Source organism: Brasilonema angustatum (assembly GCF_059505445.1).
On the sequence record NZ_JCACKO010000102.1, the window covers coordinates 1 to 24,181 of the forward strand.

At 43.0% G+C, this 24,181-nt stretch carries 23 protein-coding genes and 1 tRNA gene; 13 read left to right on the forward strand and 11 right to left on the reverse strand.

The genetic code is table 11. The annotated features are described in order from the left end of the window. Both AC5JM2_RS16855 and AC5JM2_RS16860 read left to right on the forward strand, forming a co-directional pair. The coding region (locus tag AC5JM2_RS16855; RefSeq protein ID WP_495836013.1) for a WD40 repeat domain-containing protein at positions 1 to 382 on the forward strand (382 nt) is incomplete at its 5' end. Then, on the forward strand, positions 379 to 1,527 hold the full coding sequence (locus AC5JM2_RS16860) for an ATP-binding protein (protein ID WP_495836014.1): 1,149 nt from the start codon (positions 379 to 381) through the stop codon (positions 1,525 to 1,527). The genes AC5JM2_RS16855 and AC5JM2_RS16860, both read left to right, overlap by 4 nt. A gap of 14 nt (positions 1,528 to 1,541) precedes the next feature. On the opposite strand, the gene AC5JM2_RS16865 is transcribed toward AC5JM2_RS16860, so the two are convergent. The 4 genes from AC5JM2_RS16865 to AC5JM2_RS16880 form a co-directional block, all read right to left on the reverse strand. Next, on the reverse strand, positions 1,542 to 1,817 hold the full coding sequence (locus tag AC5JM2_RS16865) for a type II toxin-antitoxin system RelE family toxin (protein WP_495836015.1): 276 nt from the start codon (positions 1,815 to 1,817) through the stop codon (positions 1,542 to 1,544). Then, positions 1,810 to 2,061: a type II toxin-antitoxin system Phd/YefM family antitoxin gene (locus AC5JM2_RS16870; protein WP_495836016.1), complete on the reverse strand. Its 252-nt coding sequence runs from the start codon at positions 2,059 to 2,061 to the stop codon at positions 1,810 to 1,812. Before AC5JM2_RS16870 ends, AC5JM2_RS16865 begins: the two co-directional genes overlap by 8 nt. 198 nt (positions 2,062 to 2,259) lie before the next feature. After that, complete coding sequence (locus AC5JM2_RS16875; RefSeq protein WP_495836017.1) at positions 2,260 to 2,985, reverse strand: HAD family hydrolase; 726 nt, start codon at positions 2,983 to 2,985, stop codon at positions 2,260 to 2,262. Next, a complete protein-coding gene (locus AC5JM2_RS16880) occupies positions 2,982 to 3,899 on the reverse strand; it encodes a class I SAM-dependent methyltransferase (protein ID WP_495836018.1) in 918 nt (305 codons plus the stop codon). Before AC5JM2_RS16880 ends, AC5JM2_RS16875 begins: the two co-directional genes overlap by 4 nt. 497 nt (positions 3,900 to 4,396) lie before the next feature. Here AC5JM2_RS16880 and AC5JM2_RS16885 point away from each other — a divergent pair, with 497 nt between their 5' ends. Together AC5JM2_RS16885 and AC5JM2_RS16890 are read left to right on the forward strand one after the other, a co-directional pair. Then, entirely contained in the window at positions 4,397 to 5,578 is a 1,182-nt protein-coding gene (locus AC5JM2_RS16885; RefSeq protein ID WP_495836019.1) for an RtcB family protein, read from the forward strand. Positions 5,579 to 5,753: 175 nt separating this feature from the next. Further along, positions 5,754 to 6,470 (forward strand): hypothetical protein, encoded by a 717-nt coding sequence (locus AC5JM2_RS16890; protein ID WP_495836020.1) that lies wholly within the window; start codon positions 5,754 to 5,756, stop codon positions 6,468 to 6,470. Between the two features lie 388 nt (positions 6,471 to 6,858). Here the strand turns inward: AC5JM2_RS16890 and AC5JM2_RS16895 are convergent, their stop codons facing one another. From AC5JM2_RS16895 to AC5JM2_RS16905, 3 genes are all read right to left on the reverse strand, one after another. Then, positions 6,859 to 7,452 carry a hypothetical protein gene (locus AC5JM2_RS16895; RefSeq protein WP_495836021.1) on the reverse strand — a complete coding sequence of 198 codons (594 nt, stop codon included), beginning with the start codon at positions 7,450 to 7,452 and terminating at the stop codon, positions 6,859 to 6,861. Between the two features lie 577 nt (positions 7,453 to 8,029). Continuing rightward, positions 8,030 to 10,042, reverse strand: coding sequence for a beta strand repeat-containing protein (locus AC5JM2_RS16900; RefSeq protein ID WP_495836022.1), 2,013 nt, complete (start codon positions 10,040 to 10,042; stop codon positions 8,030 to 8,032). 618 nt (positions 10,043 to 10,660) lie between these two features. Then, positions 10,661 to 10,915, reverse strand: a complete 255-nt coding sequence (locus AC5JM2_RS16905; RefSeq protein WP_495836023.1) for a hypothetical protein — start codon at positions 10,913 to 10,915, stop codon at positions 10,661 to 10,663. A gap of 678 nt (positions 10,916 to 11,593) precedes the next feature. Here AC5JM2_RS16905 and AC5JM2_RS16910 point away from each other — a divergent pair. From AC5JM2_RS16910 to gmk, 4 genes are all read left to right on the forward strand, one after another. Beyond that, complete coding sequence (locus AC5JM2_RS16910) at positions 11,594 to 13,507, forward strand: thiamine pyrophosphate-binding protein (RefSeq protein WP_495836024.1); 1,914 nt, start codon at positions 11,594 to 11,596, stop codon at positions 13,505 to 13,507. 961 nt (positions 13,508 to 14,468) lie between these two features. Beyond that, complete coding sequence (locus AC5JM2_RS16915) at positions 14,469 to 15,125, forward strand: hypothetical protein (RefSeq protein WP_495836025.1); 657 nt, start codon at positions 14,469 to 14,471, stop codon at positions 15,123 to 15,125. Between the two features lie 692 nt (positions 15,126 to 15,817). After that, positions 15,818 to 16,087: an extracellular matrix/biofilm regulator RemA gene (remA, locus tag AC5JM2_RS16920; protein WP_017319267.1), complete on the forward strand. Its 270-nt coding sequence runs from the start codon at positions 15,818 to 15,820 to the stop codon at positions 16,085 to 16,087. 164 nt (positions 16,088 to 16,251) lie between these two features. Continuing rightward, positions 16,252 to 16,851 (forward strand): guanylate kinase, encoded by a 600-nt coding sequence (gene gmk / locus AC5JM2_RS16925; protein ID WP_495836026.1) that lies wholly within the window; start codon positions 16,252 to 16,254, stop codon positions 16,849 to 16,851. Positions 16,852 to 17,010: 159 nt separating this feature from the next. Here gmk and AC5JM2_RS16930 read toward each other — a convergent pair whose 3' ends face one another. The 3 genes from AC5JM2_RS16930 to AC5JM2_RS16940 are packed head-to-tail and all read right to left on the reverse strand — an operon-like array spanning position 17,011 to position 18,245. Next, complete coding sequence (locus AC5JM2_RS16930) at positions 17,011 to 17,526, reverse strand: photosystem I reaction center subunit XI (protein ID WP_495836027.1); 516 nt, start codon at positions 17,524 to 17,526, stop codon at positions 17,011 to 17,013. Positions 17,527 to 17,573: 47 nt separating this feature from the next. Then, positions 17,574 to 17,708 (reverse strand): photosystem I reaction center subunit IX, encoded by a 135-nt coding sequence (psaJ, locus tag AC5JM2_RS16935; RefSeq protein ID WP_169265701.1) that lies wholly within the window; start codon positions 17,706 to 17,708, stop codon positions 17,574 to 17,576. Positions 17,709 to 17,747: 39 nt separating this feature from the next. Beyond that, positions 17,748 to 18,245, reverse strand: coding sequence for a Photosystem I reaction center subunit III (locus tag AC5JM2_RS16940; RefSeq protein ID WP_495836028.1), 498 nt, complete (start codon positions 18,243 to 18,245; stop codon positions 17,748 to 17,750). Between the two features lie 305 nt (positions 18,246 to 18,550). Here AC5JM2_RS16940 and tsaD point away from each other — a divergent pair, with 305 nt between their 5' ends. Further along, entirely contained in the window at positions 18,551 to 19,609 is a 1,059-nt protein-coding gene (gene tsaD / locus AC5JM2_RS16945) for a tRNA (adenosine(37)-N6)-threonylcarbamoyltransferase complex transferase subunit TsaD (protein WP_495836029.1), read from the forward strand. A gap of 10 nt (positions 19,610 to 19,619) precedes the next feature. Here the strand turns inward: tsaD and AC5JM2_RS16950 are convergent, their stop codons facing one another. Next, complete coding sequence (locus AC5JM2_RS16950) at positions 19,620 to 20,549, reverse strand: alpha/beta fold hydrolase (protein WP_495836030.1); 930 nt, start codon at positions 20,547 to 20,549, stop codon at positions 19,620 to 19,622. 324 nt (positions 20,550 to 20,873) lie between these two features. On the opposite strand from AC5JM2_RS16950, the gene AC5JM2_RS16955 reads away from it, so the two are divergent. The 4 genes from AC5JM2_RS16955 (at position 20,874) to prmC (ending at position 24,099) form a co-directional block, all read left to right on the forward strand. Continuing rightward, entirely contained in the window at positions 20,874 to 21,425 is a 552-nt protein-coding gene (locus AC5JM2_RS16955; RefSeq protein WP_495836234.1) for a GNAT family N-acetyltransferase, read from the forward strand. 175 nt (positions 21,426 to 21,600) lie between these two features. Further along, positions 21,601 to 21,674 (forward strand) — tRNA-Pro (locus AC5JM2_RS16960). A 667-nt stretch (positions 21,675 to 22,341) separates the two neighbouring features. Further along, complete coding sequence (locus AC5JM2_RS16965) at positions 22,342 to 23,160, forward strand: Tic22 family protein (protein WP_495836031.1); 819 nt, start codon at positions 22,342 to 22,344, stop codon at positions 23,158 to 23,160. Positions 23,161 to 23,184: 24 nt separating this feature from the next. Continuing rightward, positions 23,185 to 24,099 carry a peptide chain release factor N(5)-glutamine methyltransferase gene (gene prmC, locus AC5JM2_RS16970; RefSeq protein WP_495836032.1) on the forward strand — a complete coding sequence of 305 codons (915 nt, stop codon included), beginning with the start codon at positions 23,185 to 23,187 and terminating at the stop codon, positions 24,097 to 24,099. The last annotated feature ends 82 nt before the right edge of the window (positions 24,100 to 24,181 follow it).

The following is a 24,181-nucleotide window of genomic DNA, read 5'->3' on the forward strand; positions in this document are numbered from 1 at the left end:
GTTTACTCTGCGCGGTCATAGTAACTGGGTTCAGGCAGTCGCCGTCACCGGTGATAGCAAGTACGTGATTTCTGGTTGCGGTGACTCTACACTCAAAGTCTGGGATTTGCACTCTGGTCAAGAAAAGTTTACTCTGCGCGGTCATAGTGACTGGGTTCAGGCAGTCGCCGTCACCGGTGATGGCAAGTACGTGATTTCTGGTTCGGATGACTCTACACTCAAAGTCTGGGATTTGCACTTTGGTCAAGAAATTGCTAGTTTCACCGGAGAAAGCGAAATCAAATGCTGCGCTGTCGCACCAGATGACGTCACAATCGTAGCAGGCGAAGCATCCGGACGCTTGCATTTTCTCCGCCTGGAAGGCATTGAGGCGAAACCATGAATACCCCACCTTCCGAAGCCCGCATCAATTTCGCCTCCTACCCAACCGAATTTCAACAAGTCATTCTCGAAAAAAGCCAAAATTTTATCGGTCGTGAATTTATCTTCACCGCCATCACCGACTTTCTCCACCGTCACAAGCGCGGTTACTTCACGATTGTTGGTGTTCCTGGTAGCGGCAAAAGTGCTATACTTGCCAAGTACGTGACGGAAAATTACCACGTTATTTATTACAATGCCCAAGTCGTGGGCAAAAATACGGCTGAAGAATTTCTCAAAACAGTTTGCACCAACCTTGTAGAGATGTTACACGTAACGTCTCTACAAGATGAAACGTCTCTATACCCAATACCCGACAACGCCACACAGGGAAGTTGGTTTCTCTCACTCCTGCTGCAAAAAATCAGCGACAAGCTAGAACCATCACAACGCTTGATAATTGCTATTGATGCCTTAGAGGCGATTGACCCTAACAGCCAACCCCCAGGTACAAATCTGTTTTATCTTCCCAGATATCTGCCGGATAGAGTCTATTTTCTTCTCACTCGCCGTCCCTTCAAAAGAGAAAAATCTGGTTTGCTGATTGAAGCACCTTCACAAATACTTGATTTATCGGAGTATCCAGAAGAAAACCGGGAAGATGTGCAAGCGTATATTCAAGAATACCTAACCCCCCTATCCCACGACGGGGAATGTAGAGACGTTGCATGCAACGTCTCTACAAATCACAACATCAACGAACTTGACGTTATGCATCGCCTCACCACGGCAAGCGAAAATAATTTCATGTACCTGCACCATACTTTGAATGCCATTGCTGAGGGTTTTTACTCAGAACCCTATCAATTTGATTGCATTCCCCCAGGTTTAGAGGCATATTACCAGCAGCATTGGCAGAAAATGAAAAGTGAGGGTTTATCTGATTTGGTTTTGAAAGTGATGAGTGTCCTCACTTGTGCGGAAACTGGAGAAATTTCAGCAAAAGGAATTGCTCAGGCGATCGCCGAAGATGAATATGATGTAGAAGAAATTCTTGAAAATTGGCTTGAGTTCCTACAGCAGCACCGCATCGGGAAAGAAACCCGTTACAGCTTCTACCATTCCCACTTCCGGCTTTGGTTGGCAAATCAAAAGGGTATTTGCTAGACGGGATGTTCCTGTCATAGATTTTGGTAAACTTCATCATCGTTTCGTTTCCCAACACGGAACACGTCAAGTTGGTGATTGTCATCGTCTATCGTGTAAAGAATCCTGTATTCTCCTTGATCGACACGATAACCACCTTCATAGCCTTTTAAGGCTTTGCAGTCTTGTGGTCTGGGATTGCCCTGTAGTGAGAAGATTTTAGATACTACTTGCTTGAATTGTTTGGCTTGCAAGTCTAATAAGTCTTTTTCTGCTGTTTTAGCAATCCGCAGAGTGTAGCGTTCACTCATTACGGCTGTTAATAATTGATTCTAAGGTTACAAAACCATCGTTTTGGGCAACAGCATGTCGTAACTGTTCTGAGTCAATGAAATCTTCTAAAGCTTCCAGCCGTTTCAAGTCTTCTAAGCCAACGATCGCAACCACGGCTTTACCATGTCGTTCAATAACAATGCGATCGCCTTTATACTCGACACGATTAATTAATTCTTGGAAGTTTGCACGGGCTTCTGTTGCACTGACAGTATCTGCCATTTTAGTATTTTGTACAATTTTGGTATTTTGTACAATTTTATCAAAACTTTCTTCTTGTTACGTTGAGTCAAGCCTACACTTCGCGCAAGTCTTGAGAACGAACGCTTAATCAAGGTAATTCGACGACACTAATTTGTTAAGACGACATTAATATGTTGACGACAAATAATGTGGCAATCGACAGTTTGGAGAATCATATCATGTGCCTGTAGTACTTTGGAATTCTTTTTTAGAATAAACTTCCTGCACCCGTTCCAATTCCAAGTCAGTCAGATCATCTACCGTCCAGTTGCAGCAACGCTGAAGCATATGGAAAGGATAAGTATTCGCCACACCAACCACTTGCATACCTGCTCGTTTTGCAGCTTGGATACCCGCAAAAGTATCTTCTATCGCTAAACACTCTTGTGGTTGAAGATTCAAATCAGGATATTCCTGGTTCAGGCGTTCCACAGCCAACAAATAACCATCAGGTTCTGGTTTAGTGGTGGTAACGTCATCACCTACGACAATAACTTTGAAATGTTCAGCTAGTTTAGCACGCTTAAGTACCAGTTCTATTTCTTTGCGGATAGCACCACTCACTATCCCGAGTTTGATATTGCGAGAAGACACTTGAGATATCAACTCATCTAAACCAGGATACAAAGGCAGTTCTTCTATTTTTTCCAGTTCCAAAGCATACCCTTGTGCTTTGGAATTGAACAACTTAGTTAATTCAGTATCACTTAGCACACGACCGCGATTAGCAAGCAAATCTTTTAAACAACTGCGATCGTTACGTCCTAAGCAAACTTTCCGATACTCACGTGGCTTAAGAATGAGGTTCTCCTCAAGTAGAATTTCCTCTGTCAGTCGCTCGTGGATTGACTCATCATTGATGATGACACCATTAAAATCAAATAAAACTGCCTTTAAACTCATGGCATTGTATCAAAAGCTGGAGATGGAAAACCCTGTAAATCTTCATTATCCACTGTGTCGTCTCTTTGTACAGAAGTGTAACGTCGTACATCTGTTCGCACAGTACCATCTTCAGATAAAATTGGTTTCACGCCACTTGTAACTTGATTTATCCACCATACATCCTGGGTTTGCACTGCTTGAAATCCTGTAGCACCCATCCACGCATCCACACTTCCAGCAGCATATTCACGAATATACGGCTCCTCAAACACATTATTCAACCAATCTAATTGACGCAAAGTGTTTTGATTTCCATCCAAAATCAGCACTTGTCCACCAGTTACCAGCAAGCGGAAACATTCTTGTAAAATTGCCACAGCTGCTGTTGTTGGTGTTTCGTGGAATAACAAAGAAGCTGTAACCAAGTCGAAAGAAGCATCAGGGAAACCCGTCTTCTGTGCGTCCCCATGTCGCCAATTTATGTCTAAACCAGTCTTTTCAGCTTTGTGAGAAGCACGTACCAACATATAAGGCGATAAATCTAAGCCGATGACTTCTGCCTGAGGGAAAGCCTGCTTTAACATCAAAGTTGTGGAACCTGTTCCACAGCCCAAGTCAAGAATACGTCGCGGCTGTACTTTGATCGAATCTATTAAAGCCTGACGCACTATAGTTTCAGTAGGCGGGAGAACATATTGGGTAATAGGATCGTAGCTCACCGCCGCACCTGGCTTGAGATATCCATCCTTAATTCCGTGAAAATTTTGGCTGCTGTAGTATGCCGGTACTGTGACATCAGCGCGTCGAAAGCGGCTGCTTTCTTTTTCCCAATCAACGCTCTCAAAGTAACGCCGTAACCCTTCCTCATCAATGAGCAAACGTACTACAGGGGATAAAAAACGTTCCCAAATTGTATCTTGACGAACTGTCATAAGATTGTGTTTAAGCTGTCGGTTTTTTTAATTTATTGTGATTTTATTTACAAATTTTAATATATTTTTTACAAGAAGTACTCGTCATCTAATCAATACATCATGTATTATATAAATAATACAAAAGCAACTACTTGCTGGGAGTGGCACTTAGGTAATGCCCATCGTTATCTGGTTGTGGTGGGCATTATCCATTTAACTTAGGACTTACGCAACGATAATTGGTCATTGCGAGCGGAACAGAGTGAAGCGAAGCAATCCTGATCTTGACGAGATTGCTGAGTCCCTTCGGGACACGCTGCGCGTTCGCTCGATTCGTGCGCTTTGCGCTTACGCTTAGCTCGCTGCAAACGAAAATACGTTACCTTTGCCTAAATCCTATAACTAACACATGTCTATTTGTAAGTAGGAAATAAAATGAAATACTGTGCAAAATTAAAATTGCAGTGAAACTGCCCCTATAATCCGAAATCTTAAATTGAAAATTTTAAAGAATTATGGCTTACGAAGAGTTAAAACTTTCAACACCATCACCCATTCTGTCTTGGGCAAATCACCCTTTGGGTTCAGAAGAAACCAAGATGGCAAAGAATGTGGCATCGCTGCCATTTGTGTATAAGCACGTCGCATTGATGCCAGATGTTCACTTGGGTAAAGGTGCCTTAGTTGGTTCTGTCATTGCAACCAAAGAAGCAATTATTCCGGCTGCTGTGGGTGTGGATATTGGTTGCGGTGTCTGTGCCATAAAAACACCATTTAATAGTGATCAACTGGAAGGCAAGCTAAAGAAAATTCGCTTGGATCTTGAAGCAGAAATTCCTACAGGTTTCAACGAAAATAAAGACGTTGAAAAAAGTGTCACCAATTGGCAACGCTGGCGTGATTTCCAAGACTTGCATCAAGGTGTTCAAAATTTGCAAGGTAAAGCGATGAAACAAATGGGTTCTCTCGGTGGAGGCAATCACTTCATTGAAGTTTGCCTCGATACAGAGAACCAAGTTTGGCTGATGTTGCATTCCGGTTCCCGCCATATTGGGAATAATCTAGCCCAGTGCCACATTAATACAGCTAAAGAATTAGCAAAAATGGCAGGTAATAAATTACCTGACCCCGATTTAGCTCATTTTGTCGCTGGTACGCCAGAATTTCAAGCATACTGGCATGATTTGCAGTGGGCGCAGAATTATGCGCGTTTCAACCGTGAGGTGATGATGGGGCGTTTTAAGCGCATCGTCGAAAAGCATCTAACGGGTGGTAAAGCGACTAAGCCTTTATTGGAAGTGAACTGCCATCACAACTACGCTGAAAAAGAAGTGCATTTTGGCGAGGATGTCTACGTGACTCGCAAAGGTGCAGTCCGTGCAACAGAAGAAGACTATGGCATTATCCCTGGTTCGATGGGGGCTAAATCTTACATCGTTAAGGGTAAGGGTTCTGCCAACAGTTTTTGCAGTTGTTCCCACGGTGCCGGACGTTTGCTATCAAGAAGTAAGGCAAAAAATACCTACACGCTTGATGATTTGATTGAGCAAACAAAAGGTGTAGAGTGCCGTAAAGATACAGGCGTTTTGGATGAAATTCCCAGCGCTTATAAGCCGATAGATGAGGTGATGAATAATCAAGCGGATTTGGTTGAGGTTGTAGCAACACTCAAGCAAGTCCTTTGTGTGAAGGGTTGAATTTAGGCTTGCCCATAAGTAGGTCGGTGTAAATAATTCTTGTTGGAATAAGGCAGGGAGCACCCGAGCAGGGAGAGAAAGAGTTTGAGCCTTATTTACTTTTCTTCACACAGTTTGGTTTTATTGCACCGACTTACTTAATTCTCGTTTCACCCCACCCCGAGGGATCTAGTTGTTGCAGTTCTTGCAAGGGGGGAAAGAAGAACCTTTGAAAACTAAAGTTCCCTGTACCCCTGCCATTTGTTATCCACACAAATCCGTAATTCACTTTTTCGCTAGTGAAGAAATTATAATCAACTTGACGCGATATGAAAGTATGAGACAGGCATTAGCTGTTTTCGGTCTTGGTGTTGCATTGGCTATGGCAGCGCTGCCGCCCGTGGCAGCAAAAGCCGCTTCCGATCTGATCATTCCCGGTCAAAGTATCGGGCAGACACACCTCGGCAGCAATGGTAATTTCTACCTCAACAAGCTCCCCAAACCAGATGCTGTAGATGTGGGTATGTCACAGTTCCGAGGGGTCTGGGTTTCAAAAAACAAAAGTCGGACTGATACGCTGTTCATTCATACAGTCAGCAACGGTGCACTGAACGTCCAGCCGCTTTCTGGCTCTAGTATTGATGTGATTCGAGTTACATCTCCTTGGTATCATACGCATGAGGGCATCTCTACTGCGAGTACCAGAGTGCAAATCTTCCGCCGCTTCCCCAACGCGCATCCGGTAGATGGAAACCCGACAATATATGATGATGCAAAGCTTGGTATCGCTTTTGAATTTGCAAAACAAGCAAACGCCTCCTCACCCTGCATTGCCATAATGGTTCATCCCCCCGATAATGTGCATTTGGCGAACACTGAGAATGTCAATAACATCCTGCACGAGAAAAATTGACATGGTGTTAACAAACAGTAACTAGAAAGGAAAAAATTATAAACAGCAGCTATTTGCTGACTTCAATTCTCGAATTCATTACGACCAAGGCAGATTTTACGCTCCTATTGGCGTTAAGCCTAGCTCTTTGTCCGAGAGTGCGGTTTCTCTTAGGGGCTAGGAATCGCCTAATTCAACTGGTCAAACTTCAAAGTGGACAGAAAATTCTGGATATTGCAACAGTACAGGTATCATTTTTGATTTGTGAACATCGGGCATGTTCAGATTCCCGACTTCTTAAAGAAGTCGGGAATCTTGTTGTTCAGGTTATTTAGGAATCAGGTAGAAAGCACGAGAAAAAAGCAAAACAAAAGTGTGTATTTGCTTAGGACTGTGTACCATCAACGACTTAAAACGAAGGAGCTAATGGGCGACGAGGTGTCCCGCCACCACCAACACGCTCTGAACCATTGTTCGCTACTACCTGAAGGTACTTTGGCAGTACTTGCAGACCTTCCCATGAAAGCTGTTTCACCTCTTCGTCTGCTGAGGGCTCAGCGTACAGGTTAAGGTGACCCCGATCCACTACATAAGCACCGTAGTCTTGGAGGGCGCGAGCCAGCTCGTAGATCGGTGTGCCCGGTGGTCCGACTATAGCCTGGATGTCTACGTCTGGCGGAATTGCCAACAACGAACCCATGTACAGATTCCCCGTCCCTGTATAGCTGCTGCCTTTGCCGTCGTCATCAGCCCAGTTCGCAGGCCATACATAAGGCTTTCCACTAGGGGTGTTCTTATTTAAGACGGCAGTTGTGAGCGAGATTCGCAGTGCGTGTCGAATTCCGTTGTAGAGTTCCCCTTTGCGGATCAGTCCAGCTGTACACGAGCCGCCGTAGGCACACGAGCCGTGGTACGTGTCAAAAACTCCAGGACCTTTCAAGTCAATTTTGTTGGGGTACGGTGCTTCAAGGTTGCTATCAGCCCGCCTCTTTGCCCAGAGCATCTCGATGACGGAATTGTGGGTTTCGTCGATGATGTGCAAATGACCGTCCTCGCTAGAATCCGGTACAGCGGCGTCTGGCACGTGCACCTCGAAAGCAAGTTTGTCGTAGTCCGTGCTATAAATATTGCGCATCGGATCAGATGCATCAGCCATAAAGATCGGGATAGACCAGTCTGTTGTATTGATCTGAAGACCGTACTTTAACGCTTGTGTCGTCCACTCGGACGAACTCACCGACTCGAACTGCGCCTCAGAGCCGATCGGCATGTTCCACGGACTGTGTGCATCAAATGGCCAATAAGCGGGGTCGCGTGTCTCGCCCGTCGTGTTGATACTATCCAACACGACGGGCGAGAAGTCAGCATTTGGGGTCGGCTTGCTCTGGGCCGGCATAATTGGCGGCACGCCGGACAGGACAAAAGTAATCACTCCCAGCAGGACGAGCCGTGCAAACCTATAACGTGTGACACGGTGTGGGCATTGCACTGATATGCGTTGCTGGAGCTTGGAATCCATTATCGGTGTTTTAGGCTTCATAGTCAGTGATTCACCCACCATGTTTTGTCATGCGATAACCTTACAGAGTTGAAGTAGAGTAACTTTGTCCAGAGAAAAATTGAGGATTACTACTAAGCGTTGGAGTATTGACTTTTTCCAAATTCGCCAGTGACCGAGGCTGAGTGTTGTCCACATTCGAGCTATCTTGACCAGGCTGGCTGGTTGAAAAATGACTCGGAGTCAGAGTGTCCAATAAGCCGACATAGTTTTGTCCAGAGTTCAACTGAGAATTTAATTCAGAGCCTTGACTAGGAGTGAGCACAGAGTTGTCAATTCCCTTGCCTTGTGTGAGAGTGTCCTGGCTAAGACCACTGTAGAGATGATCAGCCTGAGTAATATTACCACACAGTAGCTTATCACCACTGACAGTGAATATAGGGGTACTGCTGCTGGATCTATCGTTACCGGGCACTTGAGTAAGACTACCATCCGAAGCATTGCTAGAGCTATTTCCATTAACAGCGACAGGGGTAAGGCTATCATTAGGATTATTGTTGGAGGTATTACCTGTGGCGTCTACAGGGGTACCTTTAGTTGAGCTATTGTCACTTACAGATGCTGGGGTAATGGCTGTAGCCAGATTAGAACTATTGTCAGTCACAGAATTGCTTACGTTTTGGCTGGTGTTCTGCAAATTACTCAAATCAGGCTGTGCAATATTAATAGATGCTGTGACATTGATGTCAGTGGGGTCATTTGAGTTCTTAGCTGGCCATTGAGTATTTCCCCCACCATCGCTGAGTTGATCAGTAACTTGGTTTTTAATGTTCCAATTGTTACCACCATTATAAGCAACGTTATTTGCAAAGGTTGAGTTTTTAAGAGTAGTGGACGAACCTCCTCCAGAAATGCCTCCACCTTGCCACCCAGCGTAGTTGTTAGCAACAGTCGTACCATCGACAGTGACGGCATTAGAGCCATTAGCTAAAGCGATCGCTCCACCCATCCCATTTTTGCCGTCAGTACTCTCGGCTCGATTACCAGAGAACGTACTCTCGGTGATGGTACCTGGCGATTGTTCTCCTACCCACAAACCACCACCTTGCTCCAGTGCCCGATTATCTGTGAAGGTGGTGTTGTTGATAGTAAACTCACCATTACCAATTCGCAAACCACCGCCGAGTGAATCACCTTGACTATCCAGAACGACCTCATTTTTAGTAATTGTGGAATTGTCAACGATGATCTTGTCTGGGGGATAAGCATACAGAAAAAGTCCTCCCCCTTGTCCAGCACCTTTGTTACCCTCAAATTTGCTGTTGCGAATGGTAATTGTGCCGCCTACAGAACCATGATCGAAATTCGCTCCAGAGGCATTCGCTCCATCAGTATAGATGGCTCCACCGTAACCTATGGTATTAGGACCGATCGGACCTCCAGCAGTTGAGTCATTATTGTGGAAAGTAGAGTCTTCTACTGTGAGTGTACTCAAGACAGTGTTGATTGCACCGCCATTGGTTCCCTTGTTATTATCGAACTCACTACCTTTGACCGTGAGAGTACTGTTAGTATTAACTGCGATCGCTCCGCCACCGCGTTCGCTTTTACCAGCAGTACCATCGTTACCCTCAAACAGACTGTTAGTGATGGTGTTGGCTGTATTAAACCCTGCCCAAATTGCACCTCCTCCATTTCCTGAAGAGGCGTTATTTATAAATTTGCTATTCTCTACGTTAAGAGTGGTGAGCTTATCACTAGTCACTGTCCGAATTGCACCTCCGGCACCATTTTCACCTTCACCACTGGATTTTCCATTGGCAAGGGTCAAATTTCGCAACGTAAAACTTGAGCCTGGTGTTGTGACATCGAAAATTCGGCTGGCATTATTGCCACTAATGGTTAGACCACTAGTACCTGCACCATCAACTGTCAGGTTTTTGTCAACTGTGAGTTCACCTGAGGTAAGGTTAATTGTTTGATTGGCGAGGTTAGAGCCAAATTGAATGGTATCACCTGATTTTGCTTGAGCGATCGCTTCTCTAAGAGAACCAGCACCATTGTCAGCATTAGACGTCACGTTAATAGTACTCATGTTCTATCAATCCTTGTTTGTTGTTTGTCTTGACCAAATCAGGACTTACGCACGAACAACGTAACCATAGTCATTGCAACCTCTGGGAAGCAATCGCAACCCACTGTTTTTAGTAGCGCGTGCGTAAATCCCCACAAATAACTTATGAACAATGACAAAGTGATCCAGATGTAGGTAAAACACCTATCGGTCCTTGATATGTTCCGATAGACAACAACCTTCTGACCATGACCTGATAGGCATGATCATATGAGTTGCACCTCATATAGACGCGCTGATTATGTCATTACCGATAGTTGCGCTCTTGACTCTAGTTAACTCAAGCAAGAGCGTTGCTCAAGGGTGGATCTAGTCACCCTTAGCACGAACAGAGTTACCATAGAGTCTGGTACTTGCCTCTGATATTGAAACTCTTGCCTACTCTTGTTAACAGTTAACAGTTATCAGTTATCAGTTATCAGGCTAGGAAACGGACGAGTCCACCCCTTGTTCACTGCCGCTGGTACTGGTCACTGTTCACCCTTCGGGTTCGCCAGATGCCTACGGAGGGAAACCCTCCTGCAGCACTGGACTCACTGTTCACTGTTCACTGGTTTAAGAGGCAGAGTGGTTTTTATTTCAGATTTGTTTGTTGAATTTCGCTGTCCCTAATTGCTGAGTTTTTAGTTGTTGATGGGAAATAGAGACACCAGAAAGATTGAAATGTGGAATGAACACTTTAGCAACTTGTGCGTTTTTATTGTGTGTAGTGTTCAAGACAATCATCTCGGCTTTTGGTGTCATGCCTTTAATCAGCAAAGGAACCTTTACTAGTTGAGACTCACTCAACATTGGGGTATTTCTAGTGAAAGCCTGAAGCATTTGGCTGTACATAGTAAATTCTTGTGATTACGGGTTTGCTGCAGATACTTGACTTACACAACACTAAGCACCTGTACGTTGCATTAGTATTTCAGCGATCAAGAAGCATGAGTTGCTTAGCTTTTGGTAGACACCCGTTATTCAGTCGATTTACTCTAGGCAAGCAAGTTTTTTAATTTTCTCGCTTGATACTGTCAAAGAACTTTTAACACTCTTTGCTCTTACTCTGATGAAGCTTTAAAAGCTGAAGTTGTTTTTTGAAAGTATGCACCTTAAATATTATTTGCACCTTTTTCTACCGAAAATGTCAATTTATTTCTAACTTCATGAAGCTTTTATCTTTATGAGCAAAAATCTTTATCATAAATTTTTAATTCACGTCTAAAGTCTAATTGACGGAAGTTCAAAAGCGTGCATATTTAGAGATAAACATTTGTCATGCCCTACTTGGCTGTATAGCGTGAAAATTTTTTATTTTCTTTATTTTTCTTGTTCCAGAAGTATCATAAGCATTTATACTTAAATAAAACTTGTTATTTTATTTGGAGAATCGCGGCGTTTCATACCATTCAAAAGTGTTCACAAAGTGTTTGTTGCAATCAACCATAACAATATAGTTTACCGTTGCAGTGTACCGTCGAAGAAGACGGTTCTGTTTGTGTCATTTATCTACATACAGGAATATCAACCATGACTGTTGCTACAGCTACGTTTCCTATAAACCTTGGTGCTTATAAGCAAATAGCACTGAACCCTGCCAATCCAACTCTGAGCGATGAGCAACGGGAGACACTCAAAGCCAATATTCAACTCTGTCGTGATGCAATTGTTTTCTTCACAGCCACAGGAGCTGCTAGCGGTGTAGGCGGTCATACTGGCGGTCCTTACGATACAGTACCAGAAGTCGTTATCCTCGATGCCTTATTCCGGGGGGCACCAGATAAATTCGTACCAATTTTCTTTGATGAAGCTGGACACCGCGTTGCTACCCAGTACCTTATGGCTGTGTTGCATGGTGAGTTAAGTGCTGAACAACTTGTTCATTACCGCCAAGCTGGTGCAAAACTACCTGGACACCCCGAACTCGGCTTAACTCCAGGAGTTAAGTTCAGTTCCGGACGCCTGGGACACATTTGGCCTTACATCAATGGTGTCGCACTGGCAAATCCGAATAAGGTGGTTTTCTGTCTCGGCTCTGACGGTTCCCAACAGGAAGGTAACGATGCGGAAGCAGCACGTTTAGCAGTTGCCAAGAATCTTAATGTCAAGCTCATTATCGATGATAATGATGTCACAATCGCCGGACATCCTTCGGAATACTTACCAGGATTTAGTGTCGCTAAGACATTAGCTGGTCACGGACTCAGCGTTAATGAAGGAGACGGCGAAGATTTGGATGATTTGTATCGTCGTATCTGTCAAGCAGTGACGAGTGATGGACCAGTAGCTTTGGTGAACAAGCGCAAGATGGCTGTGGGAATTGAAGGTATCGAAGGTTCGACTCATGGTCATGATGTGATTCCAGCTGATAAGGCGATCGCCTACTTGGAAAAGCGCGGACTCACTGAAGCCGTTAGATATCTCAAAAGTATTCAAAAACCCAAAAATAACTATACCTTCATCGGTTCTGGCGATAAGTTGGGTTCCAACCGCACCGTGTTTGGCGAAGCTGTGGTGTCCGTCCTTGATCGCTTGAGTGAAACCGAGCGTAAAGAAAAGGTCATGTGTATCGATAGTGACCTGGAAGGATCCTGTGGACTGAACAAGATTCACGACGCTCACCCAGAAATCTTCGTGAGTTCTGGCATTATGGAGCGAGGAAATTTCTCCGCAGCTGCTGGTTTCGGTATGGAAAAAGGTAAGCAGGGTATTTTCGGCACCTTCAGCGCATTTCTGGAGATGTGCGTTTCCGAAATTACAATGGCGCGGCTGAACTACTCCAACGTCCTATGTCACTTCTCTCACTCTGGCGTAGATGACATGGCGGATAATACCTGTCACTTCGGTTTAAACAATTTCTTTGCCGATAATGGCTTAGATGACGGCTACGAAACGCGACTGTATTTCCCCGCTGACGCAGCTCAAATGAAAGCTTGTGTTGAAGCAGTATTTTTTGACCAGGGACTCAGATTTATTTTCTCCACCCGGTCTAAAACGCCGAATATTCTCGATGCCAATGGCAAAGACTTACACGGCGAAGGCTACACCTTTACTCCGGGTAAAGATGAAGTTGTGCGTGAAGGAACTGCTGGTTATATCATCAGCTTTGGTGAAGCACTATACCGCGCAGTTGACGCCGTGGAACGTCTCAAACAGCAAGGAATTGATGTCGGCTTAATTAATAAGCCAACACTCAACGTTATTGATGAACAAATGCTGGCAAAAGTTGGTAAAGCCCCGTTTGTATTGGTTGTTGAATCTTTCAACCGCCGCACAGGATTGGGTAGCCGCTTTGGTACTTGGTTACTTGAGCGTGGACTGACACCAAAATTTGCTCACTTAGGAACTCACAAAGAGGGATGTGGTGGTTTATGGGAACAGTACCCCCATCAAGGAATTGACCCTGAAGGCATCATCAGTAAAGTTAAGGAACTTATTGGTTAGTCGCATTATTTCCATTTTTACAAAGAATGTGTCGTTTTTCCTCCGTTTGGCTTTACCTTGCGGGGGATTTTTATAACCCAAACAGAGTGTTCAGAACGGTTGCTGATAAGATAATTTACAAGAATAATAACTAATGCAATCTTCTGGAGAGCATCCTAAATGTGTAAACTAATTTGATTTTGTAGTGGGGGGATCTTGCCCCCTTTGGTAATAAAGTAGGGATCAAGATGCACACCATACCCTTCTTTTTTACAAAATTGGGATGCTCCCATATTACGTTGCATCCCTTGAGTTTTACACCTCTGAAATCTCCAAAAACCATCTTTAACAACAACGGTATTGTTTTATCACTTGATGGGGGAGAATCCTCTGATTAGTACGCTCTTGAATTTATCCTAATTTTTGTTATATTTTCTACTTTTTTATTCCTTGATAACAAAGTAAAAATCTATATAGATGCATTGATATTAGAGTGTCATTTACAAGTGATACCCGTTTACTTGTCATCGTTGTGTTATTTAAATAACTTTGTATAAAAAACTATTTGCTTGCTTTTAGCCAACCTCTTCAAAAAGAAAATCAATACACTAACGGACAAATTGTGAAAGCACCTTAGAGTATCAAATAAATCTCTGCTCAACTTGACTTTAGCCAACACTTTCACTGGGCACTCTAACAAGGTAAAGAGGAGTGTTCAGGTTATTCAAATCTCTAGACGAGAGCATCAGATTTCGCTTCCTTAAAAGCTATGACTGAAAACGCTAGGCAAGTGGAAGTGTTATCCAGTTCATAAGGAACGTCTTGATAAGAATACTGGCAAAGTCATGCGTTTCTTTGTCACAAGCTAATGACAATCCAATTAGGATTTTGCAAACCCAACAGCTTTGATGATTCAAAGAAAAGATTCAATCTTATTAGCAATTATTCATTTTTTCAACCCAAAGATTGAGGCTCAAAAATTATGAAAGTAGTTAAATGGGTAGACACTTTTCTGCTCACAGTTACACTTGTAAGTGTTCAGACTTTCGCTAATCAAACTTTAGCTACTACAAAGCTCAAGCAGCATCTTGATACGCCATATTCTCAAATGACGACAGGGCAATCACTCTCTACTGATCAACAGATAACCAGAAAACTTAACCCTTCTACTGTTATAGCGTCTCAAATTAATTCAGTTTTCACAAATTTTCAAACCTATGTAGAAAACAAAGTATATTCAATTTCTTATCCACTAGGGTGGTTTTTCACAAGAAGCTGTAGTGAATTAGCTTATATTACGAATCTAAAAATGGCAATAAGAGGTGGAGGAAAAATTCCCCAAAATTTTATTAAAACTGATGTTCAAATTATTTCCGAAAAAATTCAAACAACTTTCACTGAAAACCTCAGCTATTCAGAAGAAAATGGAGAGAGGCTAGTTAAAAAGGAAAATATTAATGTGGATGGTAAAAATGGTATGAGGATGTGGTACTCTAGTGGAGAGACAGAAACAATGATTACTTTATTACCTTATAAAGATAACAATACCGCTTGTATTACTACTTTTTACACAAGAAACAATTCAAACTATATACCTATTTTTGAAAAGATACACTCCTCCTTCAAAGTTTTGAGTTGATAAACTTAACATTATAAAATTGTATATGGCCTTGTGACTTCGAGTTGTACTGCACGGGCAATAGCTAGCACGTGATTTTCTTTGAGTTCAGAAATGATTTCCAAATACAAAGATGCGTAGATTGGCTAGAACAATGCAAAACCCAACCCAACTTTTACAAGCATTGTAGGCGTTGGGTTAATGCATTGTAGCTAAAATACAAAAATTGCAATTATTTTTTTAATTCATATAGAATTCCTATAGGAATCCGGTTTGACTTCTGAATTACTCGTAGAGACCCTTAACAGGGAACGCTTAACAAGGAACAGGAAACTAGGTACAGCTCCCTGTTAAGGGTCTCTACTTTGTGATTCACCCTAGTGGGAACGGCCACGCCTTACGGTGAGACCAGCGCTCTTGGTAGGGTTTTCCTCGTGCCGGCTCTGGCGGAGCGCGTTAGCTCCGCCAGATGCCTAGGTCGGGAAAGCCGTCATTCGCACTGGTCTCGCCAAATCAAACCGGATTCCTATATGAGCCTATTCCTTTAGGTAGATTTTTAGTATTCTTCGCTCAGAAATAGCTAAAAAAGGGATTGATGAACTTAAAAACGAAGACTGACGTGAGTATAAGCGTTGTAACTCCTATTTTTTGTGGATAACATAAAGAATAGTTCTTTAAAAGCTTCTCTCACCGCGTTTAGCGTCAGTTTTTTTATGGACATTCAGTTAATCAACATCGGCTTTGGCAACATCGTGTCTGCCAACCGAGTAGTTGCCATTGTCAGTCCAGAGTCTGCCCCGATTAAGCGGATCATCACCGATGCGCGCGATCGCGGTCAACTGATCGACGCAACTTACGGTCGCCGTACTAGGGCTGTTATCATCACTGATTCCAGTCACGTTATTCTTTCGGCGATTCAACCGGAAACGGTAGCGAATCGCTTTGTGATCACACGTGATCACCATCAAGCTGTAGATAATTGACTAAAGGTAGGTCTATAGTCCCACGTCTATTTGCGCCATACCAGCAGTAACATGTGAATAACAGTGGTTTTATGTCACCCAGGCTACAAAATTTCGTTAGTCAGGAGTCGTCAGACTCATGGCTAATGAATAGTATCTACTGAATCAATTCACAGGTTAAACGGATGATGCAAGTTATAAGCACTAAAAGTGGTGCTACTACTAAGGAATGCCCGCCAACAGGCAAGCTAATTATCTTGACTGGTCCAAGTGGAGTTGGCAAAGGCACTCTAATGCGATCGCTCTTACAGCGTCATCCCCAACTACATTATTCTGTATCCGTGACGACTCGTTCTCCTCGTCCAGGGGAAACGAACGGCAAAGACTATTATTTCGTCAGCCGTAGAGAGTTTGAAGAATTGGTTGCTACAGGGGAATTATTAGAGTGGGCAGAATTTGCTGGTAATTATTACGGCACTCCGCGAGAAGCCGTAATGAACCAAATTCGCTCTGACAAAAGGGTTGTGCTAGAAATTGAGCTAAAAGGAGCACGACAAATTCGGACTTCTTATCCTAGCGCCCTCAGCATTTTCATTTTGCCGCCTTCTATAAGTGAATTAGAAAAACGAATACGTGGTCGGGCACAGGATTCAGACGAGGCGATCGCCCGTCGTCTGCGCTGTGCTCAAGAAGAAATAAATGCTGCTGATGAGTTTGATATTCAAATTGTTAATGACGATTTTGAAAGCGCTCTCAATTCCATAGAAGCAGCCATACTGAGTTAACGCTCGTTGGTAAAACCCTCGACGCTGTTGGAGGTAAAGTCATAACTAAAGGACGCAAGAAAAAGTTACGTAAACCTTTTCCTTGCGTCCTTTATCTTTTGTAATCTGTCTGGCGGCTTTTTGATAGAGGTATTATGACCTCATGCCTCAGAACACTTATTAGCCAAACAAACCTTGAATCAGAGTGATATTACTAGTTAAAAAGTAAGCGACTACTCCACCACCAATACCACCGATTAACAAAGCACTGGCAAAGCCATTCCAACCTTCACCAGATTTAAAAGCATTAGGAGGATTGGGTGCAGTAACAGTCACGCTTGGTTCAGGAGGATTGCTAGCAGCATATAGAGATATGACTCCAGTCATAAGGACTATGAAGCCCAAGGTTGACAGTAATCCCGCTAAGTTGGCATTAGGCGTATCGCGCAGGGGACCGAGTTTGGCAAATGGACCAAAAACCCAGTAACCATGAGCCATACCAACTTCTAGTCCTCTCCTGAATGGAGTTAGTCCTGGGCGATAGGCGGGCAAATTACTGATGAACCACTTAACCAAGGGAGAAGAATTAACCGGTGTTTCTAAGTTGCCCCGTTGTGGATCACGCAATTCAGGGAAAACAACTTCGCGATTCCTAGGATCGCTGGCAAGATTTTTTGATGCATCTACTGCTTGCATATTTTCTGTGTGCCTCTCAATAAAGTGTTGGCAGTGTTCTCCGTAATTTACGGCATAGGATGGAAAAGTAAATCAGGGAAAAAGCGATTAAATTCAATCAAAATGCCAGCAGTGATAAACAACCATATGGTAGTTATGACTGGTGCTGTGGAAAGAAACTTCACAAAATGATTTTGGTTCATTAATCTATACTCCAAAATGTGTGAATGACTGATGTTGAATTAACGCGGCGAAATGGGGATTTCTTCATCTTTGGCTGTTAGTTGACCAGACAGTAGTTGTTGTACCGCTGCTGCAGGCCAAGCGAAGCCTGATGCCATAATTGGAAGCGCTAGAGCAACATCAATCTGAATTTCTTTTTGTTCAACATCGCTCCCTTGTTTTTTAATGACCTGTAGGTAGGTACGACCTACCCAGCCAATCCAGCCAGCGATGTAGAGAAAAAGAATGCTAGGAATCAGAAAGTCACCAGCGCGATCTAAGCGACCATCTACTATGAGATGAGGTAAACCTTCTGGTCCGCACAGGGCTTGAGAATAGCGCTCAAACCGCTTTTTCCCAGATTCGGGGTCAGCTGTTGTATTCCGGGCAGATGCTGCTCTCTCCTGAAAGCTAGGGGATTCAGCACATGGTACAAGATTCTCCCCAAGCGCTAAAGCTGGTGGGGAAAAGTTGAACCAAACACAAATAGCTAGAACTAAAGCAAACAAGCGACGCATGGAATTGTTTCCTTTTATTACGAAACAAAAAGTTTTTTGTACAAAACGAAGCGGCTTGTACAATCTTGATTTGTAGAACTAGGATGTCATGATACTCTTGCGCGTGAACCGAGTAAAGTTGAAGTAAATAAAAGTTAAAGCTTCTCAAACCAGTTCTTATGAAGTTCTGAGTTCGCAAGTCAGTTATAAGTAAAATTTTTCCAGAATTTTACTCACAACCGGGCACTCAGTAACCTACTGCCTTTTGTGCAAGAGAAACACCTGTAGCCGAATAGCTCCTTTGTACTTACCATTTTATTGTAGCAATGGCAACTGTTTTAGCAATAGAAACGAGCTGTGATGAAACTGCCGTAGCAATTGTAAACAATCGTCAAGTTTGTAGTAGTATTATTGCTTCGCAAATTCCAGTTCATCAGCAGTATGGTGGAGTTGTGCCGGAAGTCGCATCCCGGCAGCATCTAGAAACGATAAATGGGGCGATCGCCCAAGCCATGGAACAAGCAGAAGTAGATTGGGGTAAAATTGACGGCATTGCGGCGACTTGTGCTCCTGGGTTGGTTGGGGCGTTATTGGTCGGGTTAACTGCCGCCAAAACCTTAGCAATGGTACATAAAAAGCCATTTTTGGGTGTTCATCATCTCGAAGGTCACATTTACGCTACTTATTTAAGTGAGCCAACCTTAGAGCCTCCTTTCCTTAGCTTACTAGTTTCTGGTGGTCATACAAGCTTAATTTACGTCAAAGATTGTGGTGTGTATGAGACCTTAGGAGAAACTCGTGATGATGCAGCTGGTGAAGCGTTTGATAAAGTGGCACGTTTATTGAATTTGGGATATCCCGGCGGGCCAGCAATTGACAAGCAAGCATTGCAGGGAAATCCGCAAGCTTTTACACTACCAGAGGGGAAAGTTTCTCTACCAGGTGGTGGATATCATCGGTATGATGCAAGTTTTAGTGGGTTAAAAACAGCAGTGTTGCGGTTGGTACAGCAATTTGAGAAAGATGGACAGTTTTTACCAACAAAAGATGTGGCGGCTAGTTTTCAGGAAACTGTAGCACGCTCCCTCACCAAAAGGGCAATAACTTGTGCTCTAGATTATGGTCTTTCCACCATTGCCATTGGTGGAGGCGTAGCAGCCAACAGTGGGTTAAGACAACATTTACAACAAGCAGCACAAACTCATAACCTACGCGTGCTATTCCCTCCCCTAAAATTTTGTACCGATAATGCCGCTATGATTGGTTGTACTGCTGCTGACCACCTCAACAGAGGTCATACTTCGCCTCTGACCTTAGGCGTTCACTCTAGGTTAGCGCTGAGCCAAGTTATGGAGTTGTATAAAACTGGTACAGATAATCTTTAACTTGACTCTATTAACAATTGACGACTGACGATTGATTCTTGACGACAGAGCGAATATGAGTAGCAACTGCATCCGGCTGTTCCAACATTGCTAAGTGTCCGCAATCAGGAATTTCGATCACATTGTCACCACAGTAAGAAAAAAGAGGGTGAAAGCTAGCTAAATGACGGACATACTTAGGTTCCATAACCTTGTCTTCCGCACCAGCTAAGAAATAAATTGGTTGCTTAAGTTGAGCAACCAGCTGGGGCAAATAGTTAATTTCTTCCTCTGTTGTAGAATCTAGCAACGCTCCCAAAGCAGCTTCTGGATCGGCAACAACAAAATCAATAACCCGCTGCCGTGCCCAATTACGCTCCAAAGGACGTGCTACACTCGCTCTAGTAAACAATAAATCAATCAGAGGCAATTGCCCAAGCCATTTAGGGCGAACTTGCAAAAACCGCTGACCTGCTGAACGAAACTGCTCAAAAGCTTCCTTGAGGTAAATTCCACCACCAGAGTTAATGCAAATAACTCCTTTGACACATTCCGGCATATGGGCAGCACCCCAAAGGGCGATCATGCCTCCCAAAGAGTGACCAATCAACCAAGCACTCTTGACGTTTAGCTGTTTGAGAAGATCTGCTAAATCTTGAGTATAGGCAGCCGGAGTATACACAGAATCAAAGGGATCAACAACGGCACGACTAGATTTAGTATTTTGGGTGAAATAATTCTGTTCTTGACTAAAATCAGTTTTTAATTTACGTTGCGACTCCCCAAAACCTCTTAAATCATAAGACAGACACTGAAAATCATCTGACAACCGAGAAATTACAGGTTGCCAATATCCACGGCTATTGAGCCATCCGTGGATAAAAACTAAGGTCTGGGGGTAGGAAGTAGGAGCTGTGAGTTCGTATGCGTGTGGAACGCCCAAGATTTCGATGGTTGCCATATTTCTATCGTACCCCGTTCACTTCGGGAGTTGGCAAGGTAAGGAGATGGGAAAATGGGGGGACATGAATTCTGGTGTCATACACAATTTATTCTTAAATGTTTCCGTTTTAGCTAATTTCTTCTTAGCTCCACAACAAAATGCTAAAGTTGAAAAAGACTAGTGTAAGATGCACGCTTAATGACTACTGTCATCGGAAAATTCCGCCAACAGACAAAACAACTGTATGTGTTGCGGGATACAACGTCGGTAGTTTAATCACAAGTGAATCAGCACTCTTATCAGTCAAAACCACCTCGTATATACTACCTGAACCACGTTGGCATGGGTTTTTGGAAAACTTGGTTTAGTACATCAGAAGCTAACTCAACAACTAGGACAACACCCTCAGAAGAGTATGCAGTTGAAACTGTAGGTAACTCAGGCTCTAATGGTGTTGCCGAAGTTAATCAGCAGGAAACTCGTATAGTTTTTAGTACCGAGCGAGATATTGACCTGTATGAACTAGAGGAACTATGCGATTCAGTCGGTTGGTCGCGTCGTCCTTTGCGAAAAGTCAAAAAAGCTATTGAGCATAGTTTTCTTGTCGCCTCTATGTGGCAAGTACGAGGAAACAAAAGGCGACTTATTGGTTTTGCCCGTGCGACGTCAGATCATGCCTTTAATGCCACAATTTGGGATGTGGTAGTTCACCCAGACTTTCAAGCAAAAGGACTGGGAAAGGCACTTATGAAATATGTACTCAAAAAACTCAGGAGCGAAGAAATTAGTAATGTGACTCTATTTGCTGACCCCCATGTCTTAGATTTTTATCGGGGTTTGGGGTTTATGTCCGACCCAGAAGGCATCAAAGGTATGTTTTGGTACCCTCATTAATTTTTAACAGAGACATTACTGTTATAAGTCTATGTATAGGGAAGGCAACAGTTTACAAAAAGCAACAAAGCATGATATGATGTGGATGAATATTTGGCAATATATCAAGTAGAATCTTAAATGAGCTATTGATTGTCGCCAAAAAGCAACAACTAAGTTAAAATAACAAGTTAATCGGGATGTAGCGCAGCTTGGTAGCGCGCCTGCTTTGGGAGCAGGATGCCGCAGGTTCAAATCCTGTCATCCCGATCTTATAGATGAATAGTAAACCCTAGATCTGAATACAGGTTTAGGGTTTATTTATATAGTGCAACCAATTAGCGCAAGCAAACAGGATATCGCTTCAAATTCTGTTACCTTAGGTTGAGCGTGCAAATGACTCAAGCATACATAAATGACTTCCATTATTTTTTGGAGATACCATCAAAAAATTAAATCAAAAAGTCAAAACTGGATTATGCTGCAACTATTTGTTTGATTTGTCAGACAATGTACACTGAAATTGCATATTTTCCTAGAAGCACTAATCATGTTGCTTTGCTATTTCTTCTTTTCTATTAGACAAAATAAATTCCAAGCATTGAAGAAGGCCACAAGAGAGGAAATCTGTAAACCTTGAGACATTTTACGACAAATTTAGAAGGAACGATCTCATATTTATTGTCGTCAACCATAGCTGAAAAAGCCAATAAAATGGCAGAAGACACCCTTGAAGTAAAAAGCACATTTTTCGCCTTTGTTAATTACAGCAATCATCTACCGTTCGAGTGCAATTGTTTAGTAGGGCGAAATTGAAATACCAAAAACAGCACAGTTAATGAGCAAAGAAGGTAATATATCTAGAACTGGTTAATACTGTGCAAATCCAACTATATTGTCAGACTTGATTTTAGAGAAATTGATGCGAGGAGTAGTTATGAATTTATTAGTTCGCTGGGGCACAACATTGACTTTGGTTGGGAGTACTCTGCTAACAACAGTTTTTAGCGGAAATGCTCCAGTGCTGGCATTGACAGAACAACAAATTAAAGAAAAATTAGATCCAGTACCAGTGTTTTTGATTACTAACAACCAGGGTGTGCCTCTCACTCGTACAGTGCCTAACAATACCCAAAATGGGCAAAACGCTCAAAACGCTCAAAATAAACAAGCTACGGTGACAGACGTTTTTATGAGTGGGCAGGAAGCTCAGGCTTTTATTAACGAACTGCGAAATGTCAAAGGTAAAGATCCAAAAATGGCAGATATGTTAAAAAGCCTGCAAGTGACGCCAGTACCTTTGGGGATGATTTATCAGAAACTTCAAGAAAATGCTAAGAAACCAAACAACCTAGTGTTTGCTTTTAATCCTGGAAAACAAGATTTAGAAGGAGCAGTTACATTGCTGCGCCAAAGCGGTAAAGAAGTTAAGCAGTTCCCAAGTGTGCCTGTTTTTATTGTTAGATCTCCGGATAAGGGATATGTATCCGTCAAACGGAAGACTGACAACAAGGAAGTTATTCCTTTGTTCTTGAGTCAAAAAGACGCCCAAAATTTATTAACCCAGGTTAAGCAACAAGTTCCCAAGGCTGATATTCAGGTTGTAGACATAGATGGAGTCATTAAAACTTTGAAAGAGAAAAATGACACTTGGCTCAGCCAAGTCGCCATAGTACCATCTACTGAGAGCATGCAGTATGTCGTTAGCAAGCGAAGTGGTGCTCCAAATCAAAACCTCTCTCCCAAAAAGAAATAAACTTATGCCTGATAGTATAGAGGCATGGCAGATAAGCAGTTATCAGTAACTGGTTTACAACTTTGGCAGTGGCGTAAGGTGGCAATTCAAGCTGCTAATGCCACTGCTATTTTACCTACTGAAGTCGATTGGTTACTACAAGAAGTCGCTGGATTAGATCGCTTGGCATTGCGCTTGGAATCATACAAAAACCAGGCTGAGATTTGTTTGAAATTATCTTTAGAGGATTTAGACAAACTCTGGCAGCAGCGCTTAAATGAACACTTGCCAGTACAATATGTTGCAGGAGCAACTCCTTGGCGAAAGTATAAAATAGCTGTGTCAAACGCGGTTTTGATTCCCAGACCAGAAACAGAGTACTTGATAGATTTAGCTGTCGCTGCGGCGAGAAACAGTACGGTGACACCGTCTTTAGAGCAAGGACACTGGGCTGATTTGGGAACTGGTAGTGGGGCGATCGCCATTGGATTAGCAGACGTTTTCACCACAGCAATCATTCACGCTGTTGACTACAGTCATGAGGCGCTAGTGGTTGCAAAGGCAAACGCTCAAAATTTGGGTTTTGGCGAGCGTATTCAATTTTACCAAGGTTCTTGGTGGGAACCTTTAGCATTGCTCAAAGGTCAATTCAGCGGAATGGTATCTAACCCGCCCTATATTCCCACTAACATCATACCTACCCTACAGCTTGAAGTTGTTAAGCATGAACCACATCTAGCTTTAGACGGTGGCATAGATGGTTTAGATTGCATCCGCCATTTGGTAGAAATTTCTTCCACCTATTTACGCTCTGGTGGGGTTTGGTTGATTGAGATGATGAAAGGACAGGCAGATGCTGTGGGAGAAATGTTGCACAATCAAGGGAGTTACTGTAACATTCAGATTCATAAAGATTTAGCTGGCATTGAGCGCTTTGCTCTGGCATATAGAAAGAGCTAACATCACCAAGTAAAAACTCAGAACTCAGTACAGTCAACAGTGAATTGATCACTGATAACTGATAACTCAATTCTGAGTTTTA